At 44.7% G+C, this 15,420-nt stretch carries 20 protein-coding genes and 1 tRNA gene; 12 read left to right on the top strand and 9 right to left on the bottom strand.

Annotated elements, in window-relative coordinates:
• Nucleotides 1-79: 79 nt before the first annotated feature.
• The 5 genes from lptC to P2W83_RS15715 all read right to left on the bottom strand — a co-directional run bounded on the left by lptC (nucleotide 80) and on the right by P2W83_RS15715 (nucleotide 4,658).
• Nucleotides 80-655, bottom strand: a complete 576-nt coding sequence (gene lptC, locus P2W83_RS15695; RefSeq protein ID WP_276134710.1) for an LPS export ABC transporter periplasmic protein LptC — start codon at nucleotides 653-655, stop codon at nucleotides 80-82.
• Nucleotides 648-1,943 (bottom strand): BamG family beta-barrel-assembly machinery protein, encoded by a 1,296-nt coding sequence (bamG, locus tag P2W83_RS15700; protein WP_476704313.1) that lies wholly within the window; start codon nucleotides 1,941-1,943, stop codon nucleotides 648-650. Before bamG ends, lptC begins: the two co-directional genes overlap by 8 nt.
• Nucleotides 1,924-2,667 (bottom strand): type III pantothenate kinase, encoded by a 744-nt coding sequence (locus P2W83_RS15705; RefSeq protein ID WP_276134712.1) that lies wholly within the window; start codon nucleotides 2,665-2,667, stop codon nucleotides 1,924-1,926. The genes bamG and P2W83_RS15705 overlap by 20 nt, the downstream gene beginning before the upstream one ends.
• Before the next feature lie 83 nt (nucleotides 2,668-2,750).
• Entirely contained in the window at nucleotides 2,751-3,398 is a 648-nt protein-coding gene (locus P2W83_RS15710; RefSeq protein WP_276134713.1) for an LON peptidase substrate-binding domain-containing protein, read from the bottom strand.
• Nucleotides 3,399-4,658 (bottom strand): O-antigen ligase family protein, encoded by a 1,260-nt coding sequence (locus tag P2W83_RS15715; RefSeq protein ID WP_276134714.1) that lies wholly within the window; start codon nucleotides 4,656-4,658, stop codon nucleotides 3,399-3,401.
• A 29-nt stretch (nucleotides 4,659-4,687) separates the two neighbouring features.
• On the opposite strand from P2W83_RS15715, the gene meaB reads away from it, so the two are divergent.
• Both meaB and P2W83_RS15725 read left to right on the top strand, forming a co-directional pair.
• Nucleotides 4,688-5,611 carry a methylmalonyl Co-A mutase-associated GTPase MeaB gene (meaB, locus tag P2W83_RS15720; protein ID WP_276134715.1) on the top strand — a complete coding sequence of 308 codons (924 nt, stop codon included), beginning with the start codon at nucleotides 4,688-4,690 and terminating at the stop codon, nucleotides 5,609-5,611.
• 66 nt (nucleotides 5,612-5,677) lie between these two features.
• On the top strand, nucleotides 5,678-6,748 hold the full coding sequence (locus tag P2W83_RS15725; RefSeq protein WP_276134716.1) for a glycosyltransferase family 4 protein: 1,071 nt from the start codon (nucleotides 5,678-5,680) through the stop codon (nucleotides 6,746-6,748).
• Here P2W83_RS15725 and P2W83_RS15730 read toward each other — a convergent pair.
• From P2W83_RS15730 to P2W83_RS15740, 3 genes are read right to left on the bottom strand one after another with little or no spacing between them, the layout of a single operon-like run.
• Nucleotides 6,715-7,998 (bottom strand): ABC transporter substrate-binding protein, encoded by a 1,284-nt coding sequence (locus tag P2W83_RS15730; RefSeq protein WP_276134717.1) that lies wholly within the window; start codon nucleotides 7,996-7,998, stop codon nucleotides 6,715-6,717. The genes P2W83_RS15725 and P2W83_RS15730 overlap by 34 nt on opposite strands.
• 14 nt (nucleotides 7,999-8,012) lie before the next feature.
• Complete coding sequence (guaA, locus tag P2W83_RS15735) at nucleotides 8,013-9,551, bottom strand: glutamine-hydrolyzing GMP synthase (RefSeq protein WP_276134718.1); 1,539 nt, start codon at nucleotides 9,549-9,551, stop codon at nucleotides 8,013-8,015.
• A gap of 12 nt (nucleotides 9,552-9,563) precedes the next feature.
• Nucleotides 9,564-9,881, bottom strand: a complete 318-nt coding sequence (locus P2W83_RS15740; protein ID WP_276134719.1) for a DUF3467 domain-containing protein — start codon at nucleotides 9,879-9,881, stop codon at nucleotides 9,564-9,566.
• A gap of 112 nt (nucleotides 9,882-9,993) precedes the next feature.
• Between P2W83_RS15740 and gldD the strand changes: the two genes are divergently transcribed.
• The 5 genes from gldD to P2W83_RS15765 all read left to right on the top strand — a co-directional run bounded on the left by gldD (nucleotide 9,994) and on the right by P2W83_RS15765 (nucleotide 12,221).
• The gene (gene gldD, locus P2W83_RS15745; RefSeq protein ID WP_276134720.1) at nucleotides 9,994-10,587 is read left to right on the top strand and encodes a gliding motility lipoprotein GldD; all 594 of its coding nucleotides are present in this window, start codon (nucleotides 9,994-9,996) and stop codon (nucleotides 10,585-10,587) included.
• Nucleotides 10,588-10,635: 48 nt separating this feature from the next.
• Nucleotides 10,636-10,707, top strand: a tRNA-Arg gene (locus tag P2W83_RS15750).
• Between the two features lie 97 nt (nucleotides 10,708-10,804).
• The gene (locus P2W83_RS15755; protein ID WP_276134721.1) at nucleotides 10,805-11,386 is read left to right on the top strand and encodes a Crp/Fnr family transcriptional regulator; all 582 of its coding nucleotides are present in this window, start codon (nucleotides 10,805-10,807) and stop codon (nucleotides 11,384-11,386) included.
• Nucleotides 11,387-11,472: 86 nt separating this feature from the next.
• The gene (locus tag P2W83_RS15760; protein WP_276134722.1) at nucleotides 11,473-11,868 is read left to right on the top strand and encodes a hypothetical protein; all 396 of its coding nucleotides are present in this window, start codon (nucleotides 11,473-11,475) and stop codon (nucleotides 11,866-11,868) included.
• A gap of 11 nt (nucleotides 11,869-11,879) precedes the next feature.
• The gene (locus P2W83_RS15765) at nucleotides 11,880-12,221 is read left to right on the top strand and encodes a hypothetical protein (protein ID WP_276134723.1); all 342 of its coding nucleotides are present in this window, start codon (nucleotides 11,880-11,882) and stop codon (nucleotides 12,219-12,221) included.
• A gap of 73 nt (nucleotides 12,222-12,294) precedes the next feature.
• Here the strand turns inward: P2W83_RS15765 and P2W83_RS15770 are convergent, their stop codons facing one another.
• Nucleotides 12,295-13,269, bottom strand: coding sequence for a GlxA family transcriptional regulator (locus tag P2W83_RS15770; RefSeq protein WP_276134724.1), 975 nt, complete (start codon nucleotides 13,267-13,269; stop codon nucleotides 12,295-12,297).
• A gap of 169 nt (nucleotides 13,270-13,438) precedes the next feature.
• On the opposite strand from P2W83_RS15770, the gene P2W83_RS15775 reads away from it, so the two are divergent.
• Genes P2W83_RS15775 through P2W83_RS15795 form a run of 5 tightly spaced genes read left to right on the top strand, consistent with a single transcriptional unit; the run spans nucleotide 13,439 to nucleotide 15,411 of the window.
• The gene (locus P2W83_RS15775) at nucleotides 13,439-13,849 is read left to right on the top strand and encodes a hypothetical protein (RefSeq protein ID WP_276134725.1); all 411 of its coding nucleotides are present in this window, start codon (nucleotides 13,439-13,441) and stop codon (nucleotides 13,847-13,849) included.
• A 10-nt stretch (nucleotides 13,850-13,859) separates the two neighbouring features.
• On the top strand, nucleotides 13,860-14,273 hold the full coding sequence (locus P2W83_RS15780; protein WP_276134726.1) for a VOC family protein: 414 nt from the start codon (nucleotides 13,860-13,862) through the stop codon (nucleotides 14,271-14,273).
• A 27-nt stretch (nucleotides 14,274-14,300) separates the two neighbouring features.
• Complete coding sequence (locus P2W83_RS15785; RefSeq protein WP_276134727.1) at nucleotides 14,301-14,723, top strand: VOC family protein; 423 nt, start codon at nucleotides 14,301-14,303, stop codon at nucleotides 14,721-14,723.
• 36 nt (nucleotides 14,724-14,759) lie between these two features.
• Nucleotides 14,760-15,176, top strand: coding sequence for a DoxX family protein (locus P2W83_RS15790; protein ID WP_276134728.1), 417 nt, complete (start codon nucleotides 14,760-14,762; stop codon nucleotides 15,174-15,176).
• 1 nt (nucleotide 15,177) lies between these two features.
• Entirely contained in the window at nucleotides 15,178-15,411 is a 234-nt protein-coding gene (locus tag P2W83_RS15795; RefSeq protein ID WP_276134729.1) for a hypothetical protein, read from the top strand.
• Nucleotides 15,412-15,420 lie beyond the last annotated feature (9 nt).

Below are 15,420 nucleotides of genomic sequence, written 5' to 3' on the forward strand. Positions count from 1 at the left end.
TCAACAGGCCGCAAAAATAGTAAATAGCAACTACTAGTTGCAGCAATTCGGGGTTAGAAAAATGGGGGATTTAGCGTTATTATTCAGGCAGTTCGCTCTTGTTTACCTGTACGATGCCTTTGGGATTTTTGATCTCGTACCAGCTGAAGTCCTCATTGGCCTCCAGTCCGTCACCATACATCACTTGCGTAGGCGTTGTGATACGAACGAACTTCTCCGTGTAAAACTTGCGGATGCTTTGGTTCCAGACCAATTCTTCAGTATTGAGGCGCTCGCCTTTTTTGTTTACTACCACTATACTGTCGCGGATCAGGACGTTCTCCTGTTTTTCGTAGTAGCGGGCATAGCGCGCAGTGAGCACTGACTCTACCTTCAGGCTATCGTCGAAGAATTCGACTTTCAGCCCTTTTTTCATGTCAGTAAACGGAGGCTTAGCTACCTCGTTGCGTATAAACTCTTTGGCGTATAGGCGTGCTTTCAAGTGACCATGTTCGCTATATAGTATCGTCACATCCTCGGCACGATCCTCCTGCGGGCTATGCTTGGTTACCAGCCGGTCGATCTCTTTAGGATCATTTTTACAGGAAGCAATAGATAGAATACCAACCGATCCTGCAACAATAAAAAGGCTATGTAAGGCCCGGGGGTTAATCATACCTGCGTTTGATGAACCAACGGTCGTTGAGCGAAATACCAAGTGCGAGGCGCACAAAAGTTTCGCGGATCAAACCATTGCTGGTAGTACCGCGGCGACCTATTTCCAACGCAGTGTGTATACGATCGGTAGTACGTCTGAAAGGCAGGCTCAAACCAGCTGTTACAGCATAATAGTTCAGATCCGTATTGCGTAAGGAAATATAATCCTTACCATACGTTAGACCTAACCTATACGTTACACGATCAAAATAACGGGTCATACTTGCCATATTCGGCGTGTATTCACCACCGATACTGAGCTTATAATTGTCTTCAACAGAGTCAACTGCGCCAAAATTCCTGAACTCACTCCACTTAGTACCAGTGTAATCTACACCAACCATCCATTTATCGGTACCTATCAATTGCGCTCCAGCTGTGTAGGTCATAGGCAACGTAGTTTTGCCTTCCAGGCCACCGTGGTTCAGTGCGGTATCGTAGGTAGTAGTTGTGGTCGCGCTGTTTCTCAGTAACCAGTACTCATCACGTTCAGCACCGATAGTCTGAGTAGTAGCCAACGTTGCGCCAATACGTATTCCAAGTTTTTTGTTCAATTCACCATCGTACATTGCCCCGACTTTCCAATAGATACCGCCCAGCTGGGTAGCATTGACAAAGGCACTATGGTGTGCTTTTACTGTATCGATACTCAATAGCTGCTGTGCTGTTTGGATGGTACCGAACAGGTAGCCAACATTAAAGCCGGCACTAAAACCCTTATACCGGCCACCAGCCCCTACGAAACCATAGCTGGTACTTCCAGAGCCTGCAAACTCGTTAATTATTTTACCCAAACCGGGCTCCGAGCTGCTATCCTGCAGATTGTAATATACCCGGGAATACGGTCGCAGACCAAAGCTGATGCCAGCATTTTTGGCCACAGGGATACCTACATTCAGATGCGATAAGGTAGCGCTGCCTGTTGAATATTTCTGGTCTCCGGTGGTCGCATTGCGGATACCGCCCTCGCCTCCCGCCTCATAAGTAGTCAGTTTTAGTGCACTATACGAGGCCGGGTTGTCAGTATTTACTGCGAAAGGGTTAGAGTACGCGCTCGAGATGCTGCCCATACCGCGAAGAAGCGTATTCACGCCATTTCTTTGCTCACCTATACCAAAACGGGAATAGGGCGAATTTTCGCCGGTAACCCGTTTTGAAACAATATCATCATTTTGAGAAAACGCTTGAAAACCCGCCGACAAACAAAGAACCGACGTAAAAAAATACTTAGCGTATGTGTGGAACATTATAGTTCAGGATTAGATTTAGTCCCTTGAGCAACAAGTCAGGGTCTGCAAATATCTTACTTTTCACCTTGGTTGCAAAGAAGGGCAAATCACCCCCAGTTAAGATGGCGTTAAAATCGGGGTATTGCGAAGTGAACTCAGTTATCATGCCATCGATCTCCGCAGCAATACCAAACACTGCACCGCTACGCATACAAGTCGCTGTATCGTAGCCCAGGAGCAGCAATTCGCCTTCGAGAGGCACCTCCGGAAGACGGTCTGTAAACGCATGCATTGCTTTAAGACGCATATGAAGACCCGGTGATATAGCACCGCCGCGAAAAGTCTTATTTTTTTGAACAAAGTTGTATGTCACACAAGTGCCAATGCTGATCACCAGGTTGTTTTTGTCCGGATTGAGCATGTGCGCACCTACAGCAAGCCCCAAACGGTCAGCCCCAAGTGTATCCGGCGATGAATAGGCATTCATTATCGGTACACGGGTGCTATTCGTCAGTTTGATAAAAGCCTTCAGCTTATCATTCATTACTTGCTCTGCCTCAGATGTGTGGTTGGTCACAGCACACATAATACCTTTGGCAGGGTGGTAACTGTTGATAAGCTCATTGATAGCTTCAGGTGCCTCTGCAGCTGAAAAATTACGGGCTTCCACTTGTTGATCGCTATTGTAAACAGCAGCTTTTACGCGGGTATTACCCCAGTCAACACAGAGATTTACTGACATATCCAGTTGTATTTAGGTGTACGAATATCTCTAAAATAGTAAAATTAGTCTGATTGTCTATACAGACCGGGGAAAATCAAAATCTATAAATCAATATCGCCCAAAGAGAGATTTTTAAAATGACCATTCAACTGTATCCGTTCTTTTACCTTTTCCAATTCCTGTACTACTTTCGTCATGTTATCGAGGTGACGTCGAAGGTATTCAAGGCGCTGTATTTCAGTAAATATGCTTAAAAGTTCATATTCCTGCTCTTTGGTCAATCCTACCTGGTGGGCTATTTCATAGGATACCATCGGCTTTTTTTGTTCAGGAAACTTCTCAGACAGGCTTAGCAACGCATATAAACGTTTTACTTCACTAAACACATGATTCGCCAGGTTCGAATCTCCTGAAGCCATAAAATTCTGGGGATAGCTCACTATTGCACCTGAAAACAGCTTATCCGGAATTTCTTTTACGACTTCGAGTATGCGGAATACATTTAAGCCACGAGTGCGGACGTCCATTTCGCCGTTCTCATACTCCTTTACCAGTTCCAATATCTCGATCGACGTACCGTATTCCCTTACCCCTTGATCCTTATCAAGAACAACCGGAATGCCGAAAGCCTTTCGTTCTCTCATGCATTCATTTATCAGCTGCTTATAACGAGGTTCAAATATATGCAGGTTCAAAGGCTCGCCCGGATATACTACTACGTCTAACGGAAATATTGGTATAAAGTTCATTTATGCTTGCTTTTGCTGCCCCGTGATCCCTTTTAGCAAGATGTGTCTTTGCCAGAGCAGGAAAAACAAATATACAAACACTCCGAATTGAATTTCCAGCATGGGTTCTACCAGCAGAGGTAACAGCAATACAAGCCATACCATAGCAAAAAAGAAACTGTCCCGGTTACGCCGCACATAGCGCAATGGCGCAAAAACCCATGTAACGAACAGCAGCAAGGCTGGGATACCGACGGCCAAACCCATTACCAGGAACTGATTATGCGGTAGTATTTTAAGATCATTATCGGTGCCGGGATAGTATTTATCGTAACCCTTTGCCATAGCTGTCATCATATCACCAAGGCCAACGCCGGCCAGTGGATGAGCGGCAATAACGCGGCTGGATATTTCATACGATATCATCCGGTTCATGTCGCTGTATATGGCAGATATCTCACCTTGACGAAACAGGATATACATGTAGTTGAAATACCCTACCCTATTCCTTAGCGTTGGTACATATTCGATCGCTACCAAAGCCATCACGATCAGTACTATGAAAACAGCTATTGCAAGCGCCTTATTTCGGCGTGACACATAGAACACCGTGTAAGCTATAATAAAGAGATACCATAGCATAAGTCCCGTACGGGCTGCCAAAACATGCAGGTATACGCTGAGAACCACCATTGTTATTGCAACAAATCCTTTCATGATTTTACCTTCGAGGCGCGGCCAGAAATAAGCACACCAGATAATGGTCAGCAAAATGCAAAGGCTGAATCGAATATGATCGTTCTCGGCCAACGTAGGCAAGACCTTAGATACTTTGTATCCATAAATAAGGTCATTGAAATTACTCGCAAGGAAAGACGCGCTGTATATGGCGCTGATCAGCAAAAGAGAACATATTGCAACGGTAAAACCCCGTAGTTGATTTAAAGAAAAGGCGGGCAACAAAGAAAATGCCAATGGCAATAACAAAAACGGCATCTTTATCTCCATCCGGTACGCCCAGTCTGCTTTGTTGGAGGACCAGAAATAGGACAGCGCCAATATAGACACCCACACCACACCCAATAACCACCATTTTTGTTTCAGCCACTCTTTGGGATGCATGCCCCACAACCCGGCAACACCAAACATAGTGATCCCAAATGATAGCAATGCCCGGGATGTAAGAAAGCCCGCCAACATGCAGCATATCGCAACCAATGCTATATTAGTCCTCGATATGAGTTTATGACTGAGAAAACTATTTTTGCGGGTAGAGCTCATCTTTCAATAACGAACGCAACAACTTTTTAGTGCAGGGCAAGATAAAACAACTCCTTTCAGAAATACAATCCGGCAGCTATAATGCGCTGGCCAGGGCCATCACCATAGTAGAAAATGAGTTACCCGGCTACGAAGACCTGTTACTTGAATTGCAAAACACGCATCAAGCCCGTGTACTCGGCATAACCGGACCTCCCGGAGCTGGCAAAAGCACCCTGGTAAATGCGCTGCTCCAGCACTGGATAAGTAAGGGAAAGAAAATTGCTGTCATCGCGGTAGACCCTTCTTCGCCATTTAATTACGGCGCTTTGCTTGGCGACCGTATACGTATGAGTGAATTCTATACAAACCCTAATGTTTTTATCCGTTCGTTGGCTAGTCGTGGGGCTTTGGGTGGATTACATCCAAAGATCATCGAGATAACAGACCTGATGAAAGCCGCGCCTTTTGACCTGATACTGGTTGAAACCGTAGGTGTTGGGCAAAGTGAAGTAGAAGTTGCCGGGCTTGCTGACTGCACTGTTGTGGCACTAGTTCCAGAAGCCGGAGATGAGGTACAAACGCTGAAAGCGGGGATAATGGAGATAGCCAACATTTTTGTGGTTAATAAAGCCGACCGCGACGCAGCAGAAACATTGTACCGCAACCTCCGCATTATGGTGCACGAAAAGGCGCACAACGGCAAAGAGATACCTGTAGTAAAAACCATAGCTACCGAAAGTACAGGTGTAAGCGACCTGGCCGAAGCTGTTGAACAATACTTCGCTGACCATAACACGGCCCCGGAAAAGCGCTTGCACTTACTAACCGAAAAAAGCTGGCAGATCATCCAGGCCAGGAAAATGCAAAGCATCAGTAAAAGCAAACTGCGTAACGAACTGGCGACAGCGCTGGCCGATTCATCCTTCAATATTTACGCCTTTACAAAAAGATTTGAGCAGGACATAAAATAAACGCAAGTTTATTACGTAATTGCAGTTGGTATGGACGTTTCGCCAAAAATTTTGTTTCTCACATCCATGGTCGGGGCTTTTATTGTAAGCCTCGTTGCAACCCCGGCGATTATAGCGCTGGCCGGAAGGAGACAATTATTTGACGAACCGGATAACCATAGAAAATTCCATAGTCATACAATATCCAGCCTTGGCGGTGTTGCCATTTTCTTTGCCTATATCATCGTTACTTCGCTAGTTGTGCAGCCGGAAGCCTTTGGCAAATGGCATTACCTGATAGCAGGATCATTGCTATTTTTCCTTACAGGCTTGATGGATGACCTGGTTGAATTAAGCTCGTGGAAAAAACTGATTGCTCAATTAGTACCTATTGCCATTGTAGTGATACCAGGTGATCTCCGCCTTCAAACCATCGGACTCTTTGAGGTCATGACACTTCCCTATTGGCCTAGTGTACTTATCACTATATTCGGTTTCACCTTTTTTACCAATGCCTTCAATTTTATCGATGGCATTGACGGTCTTGCTGGTACGATGGGAATATTCTATACGGGTATGCTCGGCGCTGGCCTCTGCCTAACCGGGTATACAGGAGCCGCATGTCTTGCCTTTAGCCTTATGGGTGCAACTGCTGGCTTTCTACGCTACAACATAACCCCTGCGCGAATATTTATGGGAGATACAGGATCATTATTGTTAGGGTTTACCATATCCTTACTTTCGGTGCTATTCCTCAACTCCTACAACTGGAAACCCGACATATCCTACTGGATACACGACGGCACTACAGCAAATGCTTTTGTTCTTTGCCTTCTATCGATGCCCATAGCTGATTGTCTTAGGGTATTCGTAATACGTTTGAGCAAGGGCATATCCCCCTTTCGCGCCGACAGGAATCACCTCCACTACTTCCTTCTGGATACTGGTCTAACCCATATACAGGCTGTACTAGTAATCCTTGCTTCGAATGTATTGATCGTAATCCTGGCCTATCTTTTACAGGGTGCGGGCGCTGCGGTAATGCTATCAGCCGCTGCAATTACAACTCTTGCCATCTTCACGGCCGTGTTTTTTATCCGCAAAAAAATGCTGGAGAAATCTAATTATGGTGTCACGGTAAATGAACCATCGGAATAGCGGAACCAGTACAAGTGAAGATTCTCGAGGTAGTATAAGTTGTTATCCTTATCCCATTTTGCCTTAACGTCAAACTTAGTGAACGGAGCGCCCCCATTGTCATCAACCTCAGTGTTGAAGATGGTGCCATACTTAGCTAATAGATAAGCATACCAATACATGGTCTCGTATCCCCTGTACACCATTTCGCCGGGTTTGCCAACGTTAAATGCCTTTTTATACTCGTTAGCGAGCGCTTGCCCCGCAGGAGTTGACGCATCGTAATAGAATGGTGCAGTTATATAGATCGCCATGTACGGATAGTTGCCTGCATTTTTCAGGCTGGCCATTGTAGTCCATGACGGCATTCCATACACCTCAAACCTATACGATGGAAAGAGCGTAACTAATTGTTTCAGTAACTTCTCTGCGTAAACGACATCAACAACACTAGCTATCAGGACATTGGTGCTATTGCTATCCAACAGTGACTTCAACTGTTGTCTCGTGGGAAGCTCGTTGACAAGCAGTTTTTTCATGCTGCTGTCTACACCAGTCAGGTATTTGTAAGCACTCTGATCGACCGTAACGGAATTACGGTGCAAAAGTATCGGCCGGGATCTGGGGTACTTGTTTTTAAGGGCGGTCATGATGCGCTCACTGTGCGTTTGCAAAGTCGGCTGTAACAAAGTGAAATAGGGATTGTCTGTCACATCGGCATCGGAGGGTGATAGTGCCGAGATAAAATTGATCCTCCCGCCTTTAGCAAATGATGCGAATGCGGGTATTTGCTGCGACTGCACTGCACCTATTATCAGGTCTGAGGAATCAAGACCTTTGTTCTTTGACAGAAAGGCCGGCGTATTATTAGCATCCTGGATATCATGAACATACACATCGATATCAAAACCTAATGAGGTGAGCGTATCTGCCGCCAGTTTTACTCCTTCATAAAACTCCATACCCGACATTGCCTTTGCAGGGAGTTTACCTTTAAAGGTCACCTTATCGTTCTGCACCAGTTCATCAAGGTAAAGCGGCACCAGCACATCTACCCTGTAGCGACCTTTCTTTACTGAAACAGGATAGTCGATCTCGCGTTTCTTAAAAGGCTTGGCTACCGGAGTTTTTTTACCTGGTGCTTTTTTAACCGGCGCTTTCTTTTTCGGCTTTTCCTTTTTGAATATCTTCTGCCATATCTGTGCCTCTGCGGTATTGCCATAGCAGGCCACAAACAGCGTCAGCAGCAAAAAGTAAACGGTCCGTTTCATGATGTGCTTTTTATCTATTCCCACTCTATGGTAGCCGGTGGCTTCGAACTAATGTCGTACACCACGCGGTTGATGCCTCTTACATAGTTAATGATATCGTTCGACACCTTGGCCAGGAACTCATATGGCAGGTGTGCCCAGTCGGCAGTCATGCCGTCTACAGAAGTAACAGCACGAAGTGCAACAGTATATTCGTACGTACGCTCATCACCCATTACACCTACACTTTGCACCGGAAGCAGTATAGCTCCAGCCTGCCATACCTGGCTGTATTGGCCGCTATCGCGCAGATGTTGCGTATATATAGCATCAGCTTCCTGCAGCATTTTTACTTTGTCTTCGGTAATAGCCCCCAGTACTCGTATACCAAGACCCGGTCCAGGGAATGGGTGACGAGACAAGAAGATATCATCGATACCCAGCTCGCGGCCTATCCTACGCACTTCGTCTTTGAACAGGAAGCGCAGTGGCTCTACCAGCTGCATGTGCATTTTTTCAGGCAGGCCGCCTACGTTGTGGTGCGACTTGATGGTTACTGAAGGACCGTGTACCGATACAGATTCGATAACATCAGGATAAATAGTACCCTGGCCAAGGAACTTCACGTCTTTTATATGCTTTGCCTCTTCAGAAAATACATCGATGAAGAGACCGCCAATGATCTTGCGTTTTTGTTCAGGATCTGTTACTCCTTCCAGTTTAGAATAGAACAGTTGCTTTGCATCAACACCTTTGGTATTCAGACCAAGGTGTTTGTAGCCTTCCAATACCTGCTCAAACTCGTTCTTACGCAACAGGCCGTTATCTACGAATATGCAAAACAGGTTATCGCCGATGGCTTTGTGTACCAGGGTTGCCGCAACAGTTGAATCCACACCGCCGCTTAATGCCATTACCACTTTCTGATTGCCAACTTGTTCTTTGATACGTTCAACCGTTTCGTGAATGAACGCTGCAGGTGTCCAGTCTTGCGTGCAACCACAGATGTCAACCACAAAATTTTTCAACAGCTGGCGGCCATCTGTACTGTGCGTCACCTCCGGGTGAAACTGGATAGCATATACCGGGTTATTGGCATAACCATCGGCTGCCTTGTAAGCAGCAACGGGTATAGACTCAGTATGCGCCAGGATTGTGAATCCTTCAGACAGGCGTTTGATAGAATCGCTGTGACTCATCCATACCTGGGAACCATCCGATATTGTTGCGAACAAAGGATCGTGCACAATAGCCTGAAGGTGTGCACGCCCATACTCACGGTGAGTAGATTTACCTACTTCTCCACCACTCTGTTGTGCCAGCAACTGTGCGCCATAACATACACCAAGTACCGGTAGCTTATCTGCTATCGCCTTTATATCCGGCTTGGGTGCAGTCGGATCGTTCACAGAGAACGGACTTCCCGACAGGATCACACCTTTCAGGTCTGCGGTATAGTTTACTGGCTTGGTACAAGGTTGTATTTCGCAGTAAATGTTCAGCTCGCGAATGCCACGCGCTATAAGCTGTGTATACTGGCTGCCAAAATCGAGTATGAGTATCTTTTCGTTCATGTAGTATTTTTATTAAGCCTGACCAGTAGTACCACCAAAGTTGAAAGGAACGTTTACTTGTTCCTGTTCTTTTATTGGACCATTAGCTGCTTCAAAGCGTTTTACGTTTTCCACCAAAGCACGCATCAGTCGTTTTGCATGCTGCGGGGTCATCACCACACGCGATTTGACTTTTGCTTTAGGCACGTTGGGCATCACATTTACAAAATCAAATACAAATTCTGCAAATGAGTGCGTTATGATAACCAGGTTCGAATAAACACCATCCGACATTTCTTCAGTCAGTTCAATGTTTAATTGTTGTTCCTGGGGTTGTTGATCTTGCGTCATTGGATCGGTTTGAGAATTTGGGTGCGAAATTAACAAAAGAAACCCAGTCGTTTTAGTCTAAGTTTAAAAGCCTCACAGGCAAAGGTTTGCGGGATTTTGTAGCTTTGGCGGCATGTCCCGTTACATTATAGCAGTTTTCATTTGCTCGCTGCTGCTTTCATGCAGGCCCGAGACCTATACGCCCAAGCCCCGAGGCTACTACGAAGTCGAGCTTCCGGAGCGAGCCTATCAAAAATTTGATAACCCCACTTACCCGTACAGCTTTGAGTACCCGGTATATGGCCAGGTTATTCCCGACACCAACTTTTTCGGCGAAAAACCAGAAAATCCCTACTGGATCAACATCGACTTTCCTTCTATAGGCGGACGAATATATGTTAGCTATAAAGTGATCGGCCCGAACCAGACAATTGAAAAGCTACTGGAAGACTCCTATGAGATGACCTCATTTCACACCAAGCGAGCTGATTACATAGACGATTTTGTATTTCATAACGACACTACCCGTGTTCATGGTATTTTCTACAATGTGACGGGCAACGCAGCATCAGCATACCAGTTCTATGCTACAGATTCGGTAAAAAACTATATTCGCGGCGCACTGTATTTCGATGTAACACCTAATGCGGACTCACTAAAACCAGTGAACGATTTCCTTCGAAAAGACATGGAGCACATGATCCAAACCCTGCGTTGGAGAAATTAGTTGGCATTTTCATTCAGAAAGTTATTTTTGCAATCCGGTTTAGGTAATGGCCCTGTAGTTCAATGGATAGAATAGAAGTTTCCTAAACTTTAGATCCAAGTTCGATTCTTGGCGGGGCTACGAAAGCCGCTCAATGAGCGGCTTTTTTTCTTTGGTATATTTCGGTTGCTGGTATCAATTTCTTCCCGAATATAATGTTGCTAATTTTGTTCAATCAATGGATACATCGGTATTTAAGGAAGAGATAAAAAAACGTATCAGCGTTAGCAATGAAGAGATCGAACGATTCCTACACCTGTGGGAGGTACGTGAATTCAAAAGAAATGAATTGATCCTTAAAGCCGGTGTTATTCCTAAGTTCTCCATATTTGTAATTAAGGGCTGCTTGCGGCAATTTTTCGTGAACGATGAAGGCGCTGAGTCGATAGTATATTTTGCAGAAGAGCGGCATTTCATCGGCGACCTGCCGGCACTTCGAAACAAAGTTTCCAGTGATTTTAACTTCCAGGCAATTGAACCTTGCGTGCTGCTCACAATAAGCAGTGAGAACTGGGAACGTTCTTTTCAGTTATTTCCGTGGTGGGCCGAAGCGCACATAAAAGGTTACCAAAAATGGGCAACTCTGATGCAACAGCAGATGGCCGACATGCAGCTAAGATCTGGAGAGGAACGATATCTTGACCTGTTAAAGAAAAGGCCGGGGCTATTTCAGCGCGTTCCTCAGCACTTTATAGCATCTTATCTTGGATTAAGTCCCGAAAGTCTGAGCCGCATCAGAAAAAAACTTGCTTCCGGTTAAATCTTAACAAATGTCAATGGAGGGCGGCCCAATGCCGGATAGTTTTGTGTCACAATTTAAAACACAACAACTAGGACATCCCGAAGGTGCTTATCGTTGGTATAGATCCTTACCTTATTGACTTTACATCAGCAGAATATGCCGCCTTTCCCAGCTTAAATGCGCAAAAAGTAGAAGCCGGAATAAAGAACGCGGTCAACCACCTCACTGAAAAAGGCTACAAAGCAGACGTTTGCTGGACCGACTTCGGCAACTCAGCAACAGACATCCTAAGAAAAAAACTGCAGCTACAGCCATTCGACAGTGTGCTCATTGGTGCAGGAATACGTGTTCCGGAGCAGAATTTCCTGCTGTTCGAACAGCTAATAAATATTGTCCATCAATACGCGCCCTCAGCACGCATATGCTTTAATACCCATCCTGGCGATACTGTCATAGCTGTGGAGCGCTCGACAACAAATCTATTCTCTCAAAAAGCATAAAACCAACAACAATGAAAAAACTGTTAGTAGCAAGCGTGATAATCGCTGGCTCTTTAACCGCAACAGCCAAAGGTGCTAAAGAAACGAATAAAGTAACGTTGATAGTCTCCCTTACTATAGACAATTTTGCTGAATGGAAAAAAGCCTTTGATGCGGGAGCTTCTGTTCGTGAACAGGCGGGCATTAAAGTGCTTCAAATTTGCAGCCTCGCAGAAAATGAAAAACATGTGATAGTGATCGAAGAGGCCGAAAGCCTGCAGGCAGCCCAGGAGTTTGTAGAAGTATTGAAGAAAAGGCAGAAACCCGGCACAGCAAACGTTGAAGCGAAACTGTATCAACAGCACGGAAAATAGTCTACGCCCCTTAAAACAAGAGCAAATTCCATTGAGAACTACCGAAAAGAGACGCAATTGCGTCTCTTTCTTTTTATGATGCTGCTCTTAAATACTTATTTCTGTATTGTACAGGAGATAATCCTGTTATTCTTTTAAAAGTATTACGGAATGCCTTAGTATCCGTATATCCTACTTTATACATGATATCATTCACATTCTCATCCATTGTTTCCAGACTCATTTTCGCCGCTTCTATTTTCACTCGCTGAATGTATTCAGCCACAGTATTAGAAGTTGCTTTCTTGAACCTGCGCTCAAAGTTTCTCCTGCCAATAAACAACATCGATGCAAGATCGTCTACTGATAACTTCTCAGCATAGTTAGTCTCGATATATTCCTGGGCTTTCATGACCTCCGAATCTGCGTGATCTTTCTGTCCCTGGAAGATGATGAATTGTGACTGGCTGTTACGCTGCATGTCTATCTGGAAGGCTTTAGCAAAAAACACAGCCGTCTCGCGACCAGCATACTTCTCTACCAGATAAAGAATCAGGTTGAGGTAAGAAAATGCACCTCCACTGGAGTAAATACCATCTTCATCGGTGATGATCCTGTCTTCAACCAATTTCACATCGGGAAACATCTTGCGAAAGTCATTAGCGGCCATCCAGTGCGTAGCGCAGTTTTTCCCCGTAATTAGTCCTGTAGAGGCCAGCATAAATGCCCCTACGCAAAGACTAGCCACTTCGGCACCATTTGCATACTGGTGCTTTATCCACGGAACAAAAGCTCTATTTGTGTCTAACACTTTAGCCATATCACCATCGAGAGCCGGAATAATGACAAGGTCTGTTTTTTCTACGTCATTAATGACAGCATCTGCATGTACTACATATTTGCCGCCTGCAGCAGGTGTCTCTTTCTGTAAGCCAACGAGTTCTACTTTGGACAACACAGGCCGGCCAGTATTCTGCAAGAATTTATTGACCTCTACAAACACTTGACGTGGTCCTTCTATGCTACCTAAAACAGCACCCGAAGGCACCAGGATCGATATATGTTTCATCTGAAATGGTTTGATAATGACATTAAAACACTGAGTTTCAACACAGTGAATTTGGAGGAATAAATTTCGTCAAAAATCCTGTCGTAAACAACCCGTTAATTGACGCAATTACCACCCATAATGCAAATTTAACAGTAGTACGTTTGCATTGTAAGCTAAAGGAAATAATATGCAAACGTACAATCTGGAAAATGATCTGAAGCTATTTTATATAGAAGCAGAAACTTTTCCATCGGGCGTAGAAGCTGCGTTCAAAAACCTGGAAGGATTACTTCCATCAACTGAAGGGCGTACATTCTACGGACTGTCGAATATGAATCAACAAGGCGGCATTAACTATAAAGCTGCAGTATTGGAAGAATATGAAGGCGAAGGAGAAAAATATGGGTGCAAAAATATTACAGTAAAACAGGGCACCTACCTCGTAGAAACCATTTTTGATTGGCGTAATAATAAAGAGCTGATAGGACCAACATTTCAAACTATGCTGGCAGATAAACGACTGGACCCTGACTCCTTTTGCATAGAATGGTATAAAGGCAACGACCAGGTAGAGTTAATGGTAAAGATCAATCCCTAATAAAACAGACATGACTCAAATAAATGCATACCTCACTTTCAACGGCAATTGCCGGGAAGCCATGAATTATTACAAAGAATGTCTTGGCGGTGAGCTTACTCTGCAAACTGTAGATGGAACACCCATGGCCGATAAAATGCCACCACAAATGCGCCAGCATATACTCCACTCTACTTTACAAAAAGACAGCCTAATGATCATGGCCTCGGATATGGCACGAGAAAAACTAGCGGGTGGCAACCGGGTATCGCTGATGCTGAACTGCAGCAGCGACGACGAGATCAACGGTTACTTTAATAAGCTTTCTGATGGCGGACAAATAATCGACCCACTGGCAGAGATGTTCTGGGGTGCCAAATTCGGCACCATCGAAGACAAATTTGGCATCAACTGGCTGCTCCATTACAATAAAAATCAACAATAACAATTCACTCAATAAAGCTCAAACATTATGGCATCTCTGAATCCTTATGTACACTTCAATGGTAATTGCGAAGAAGCATTCAACTTTTACAAATCAATCTTTGGTGGAGACTACACTATGAGCCGTTTTAAAGATGCGCCTCCCGGCTCGCCTATGACAGAAGCTGAAGGTGATAAAGTGCTCCACATATCCTTACCAATAGGTCGCGGCACCGTATTAATGGGCAGCGACGTACCCCAGGCTTTCGGCCCTGCAAGCATCGGAAACAACTTCTACGTGTCTGTAAACGCAGACAGCCGCGAAGAAGCGGATAAGCTTTTTAAGGGCCTTTCAGAAGGCGGCAAGGTAATGATGCCACTGGAAGATACTTTCTGGGGCGCCTATTTCGGCATGTTCGTCGATAAATTCAAAGTACAATGGATGATCAGCTTTGATAACAACAATAACTAACCATCAAATTATTCCACACACTCAAATTCCATAATCATGAAAAAGACAAACATTATTTATTGGTCTGTTACACTACCATTCGTAGCTTTTATGCTATCATCGGCTATTCCTAACATGCTGGCCACGCCAGACTGGATCGGCATCTTCAAAAGCCTGGGATATCCCGAATACCTCGTGTCTTTTGTCGGCTTTGCTAAGTTTCTTGGCATTGTAGCCATCCTTGTTCCCGGCTTTCCACGTGTTACTGAATGGGCATATGCCGGCCTGGCTTTTGACATAATTCTCGCCACGTATTCTGTTTTATCAATTGCTCCTAACGATCTCGGATGGCTGTTTATGATAGTCGTGCTGTTGTTTCTGTTTACATCATACATATTTTATCATAAGCGTTTAAAACTGCGTGCTGCAAAGAATCCACAACCTGTTTTTGGTGCGCCTGTAACCCTGGGATAATATGATGATCACCACAAAAGCGATGGTAGAGGTTTTCAAAACAGACGTGGCTGTACCCGAAGAAGCACAGTTATTGGCAGATGCCCTCTTGGCAAGATTCCCAAACAGCAAACCCAGCTTCGACCTTGACGATTGTGACAAGGTGTTGAGAATAGAAGGTGGTATGTTGTGCACGAACACCATCATCAATATTGTAAATCAATTCGGCTACAATTGCCATATTTTAGACTATTAAAACAATTAC

It is taken from the genome of Polluticoccus soli (assembly GCF_029269745.1).
Taxonomy (GTDB): domain Bacteria; phylum Bacteroidota; class Bacteroidia; order Chitinophagales; family Chitinophagaceae; genus Polluticoccus; species Polluticoccus soli.

Bases quoted from the DNA above. Each gene is read 5' to 3' on its own strand.
- P2W83_RS15715 (WP_276134714.1), bottom strand. From the start codon at position 4,658: ATGAGCTCTACCCGCAAAAATAGTTTTCTCAGTCATAAACTCATATCG.
- P2W83_RS15725 (WP_276134716.1), top strand. From the start codon at position 5,678: ATGGTCGGGGCTTTTATTGTAAGCCTCGTTGCAACCCCGGCGATTATA.
- P2W83_RS15730 (WP_276134717.1), bottom strand. From the start codon at position 7,998: ATGAAACGGACCGTTTACTTTTTGCTGCTGACGCTGTTTGTGGCCTGC.
- P2W83_RS15765 (WP_276134723.1), top strand. From the start codon at position 11,880: ATGAAAAAACTGTTAGTAGCAAGCGTGATAATCGCTGGCTCTTTAACC.
- P2W83_RS15785 (WP_276134727.1), top strand. From the start codon at position 14,301: ATGGCATCTCTGAATCCTTATGTACACTTCAATGGTAATTGCGAAGAA.
- P2W83_RS15705 (WP_276134712.1), bottom strand. From the start codon at position 2,667: ATGTCAGTAAATCTCTGTGTTGACTGGGGTAATACCCGCGTAAAAGCT.
- lptC (WP_276134710.1), bottom strand. From the start codon at position 655: ATGATTAACCCCCGGGCCTTACATAGCCTTTTTATTGTTGCAGGATCG.
- P2W83_RS15795 (WP_276134729.1), top strand. From the start codon at position 15,178: ATGATGATCACCACAAAAGCGATGGTAGAGGTTTTCAAAACAGACGTG.
- bamG (WP_476704313.1), bottom strand. From the start codon at position 1,943: ATGTTCCACACATACGCTAAGTATTTTTTTACGTCGGTTCTTTGTTTG.
- P2W83_RS15770 (WP_276134724.1), bottom strand. From the start codon at position 13,269: ATGAAACATATATCGATCCTGGTGCCTTCGGGTGCTGTTTTAGGTAGC.
- P2W83_RS15710 (WP_276134713.1), bottom strand. From the start codon at position 3,398: ATGAACTTTATACCAATATTTCCGTTAGACGTAGTAGTATATCCGGGC.
- P2W83_RS15755 (WP_276134721.1), top strand. From the start codon at position 10,805: ATGGATACATCGGTATTTAAGGAAGAGATAAAAAAACGTATCAGCGTT.
- P2W83_RS15780 (WP_276134726.1), top strand. From the start codon at position 13,860: ATGACTCAAATAAATGCATACCTCACTTTCAACGGCAATTGCCGGGAA.
- P2W83_RS15740 (WP_276134719.1), bottom strand. From the start codon at position 9,881: ATGACGCAAGATCAACAACCCCAGGAACAACAATTAAACATTGAACTG.
- gldD (WP_276134720.1), top strand. From the start codon at position 9,994: ATGTCCCGTTACATTATAGCAGTTTTCATTTGCTCGCTGCTGCTTTCA.
- guaA (WP_276134718.1), bottom strand. From the start codon at position 9,551: ATGAACGAAAAGATACTCATACTCGATTTTGGCAGCCAGTATACACAG.
- P2W83_RS15790 (WP_276134728.1), top strand. From the start codon at position 14,760: ATGAAAAAGACAAACATTATTTATTGGTCTGTTACACTACCATTCGTA.
- P2W83_RS15775 (WP_276134725.1), top strand. From the start codon at position 13,439: ATGCAAACGTACAATCTGGAAAATGATCTGAAGCTATTTTATATAGAA.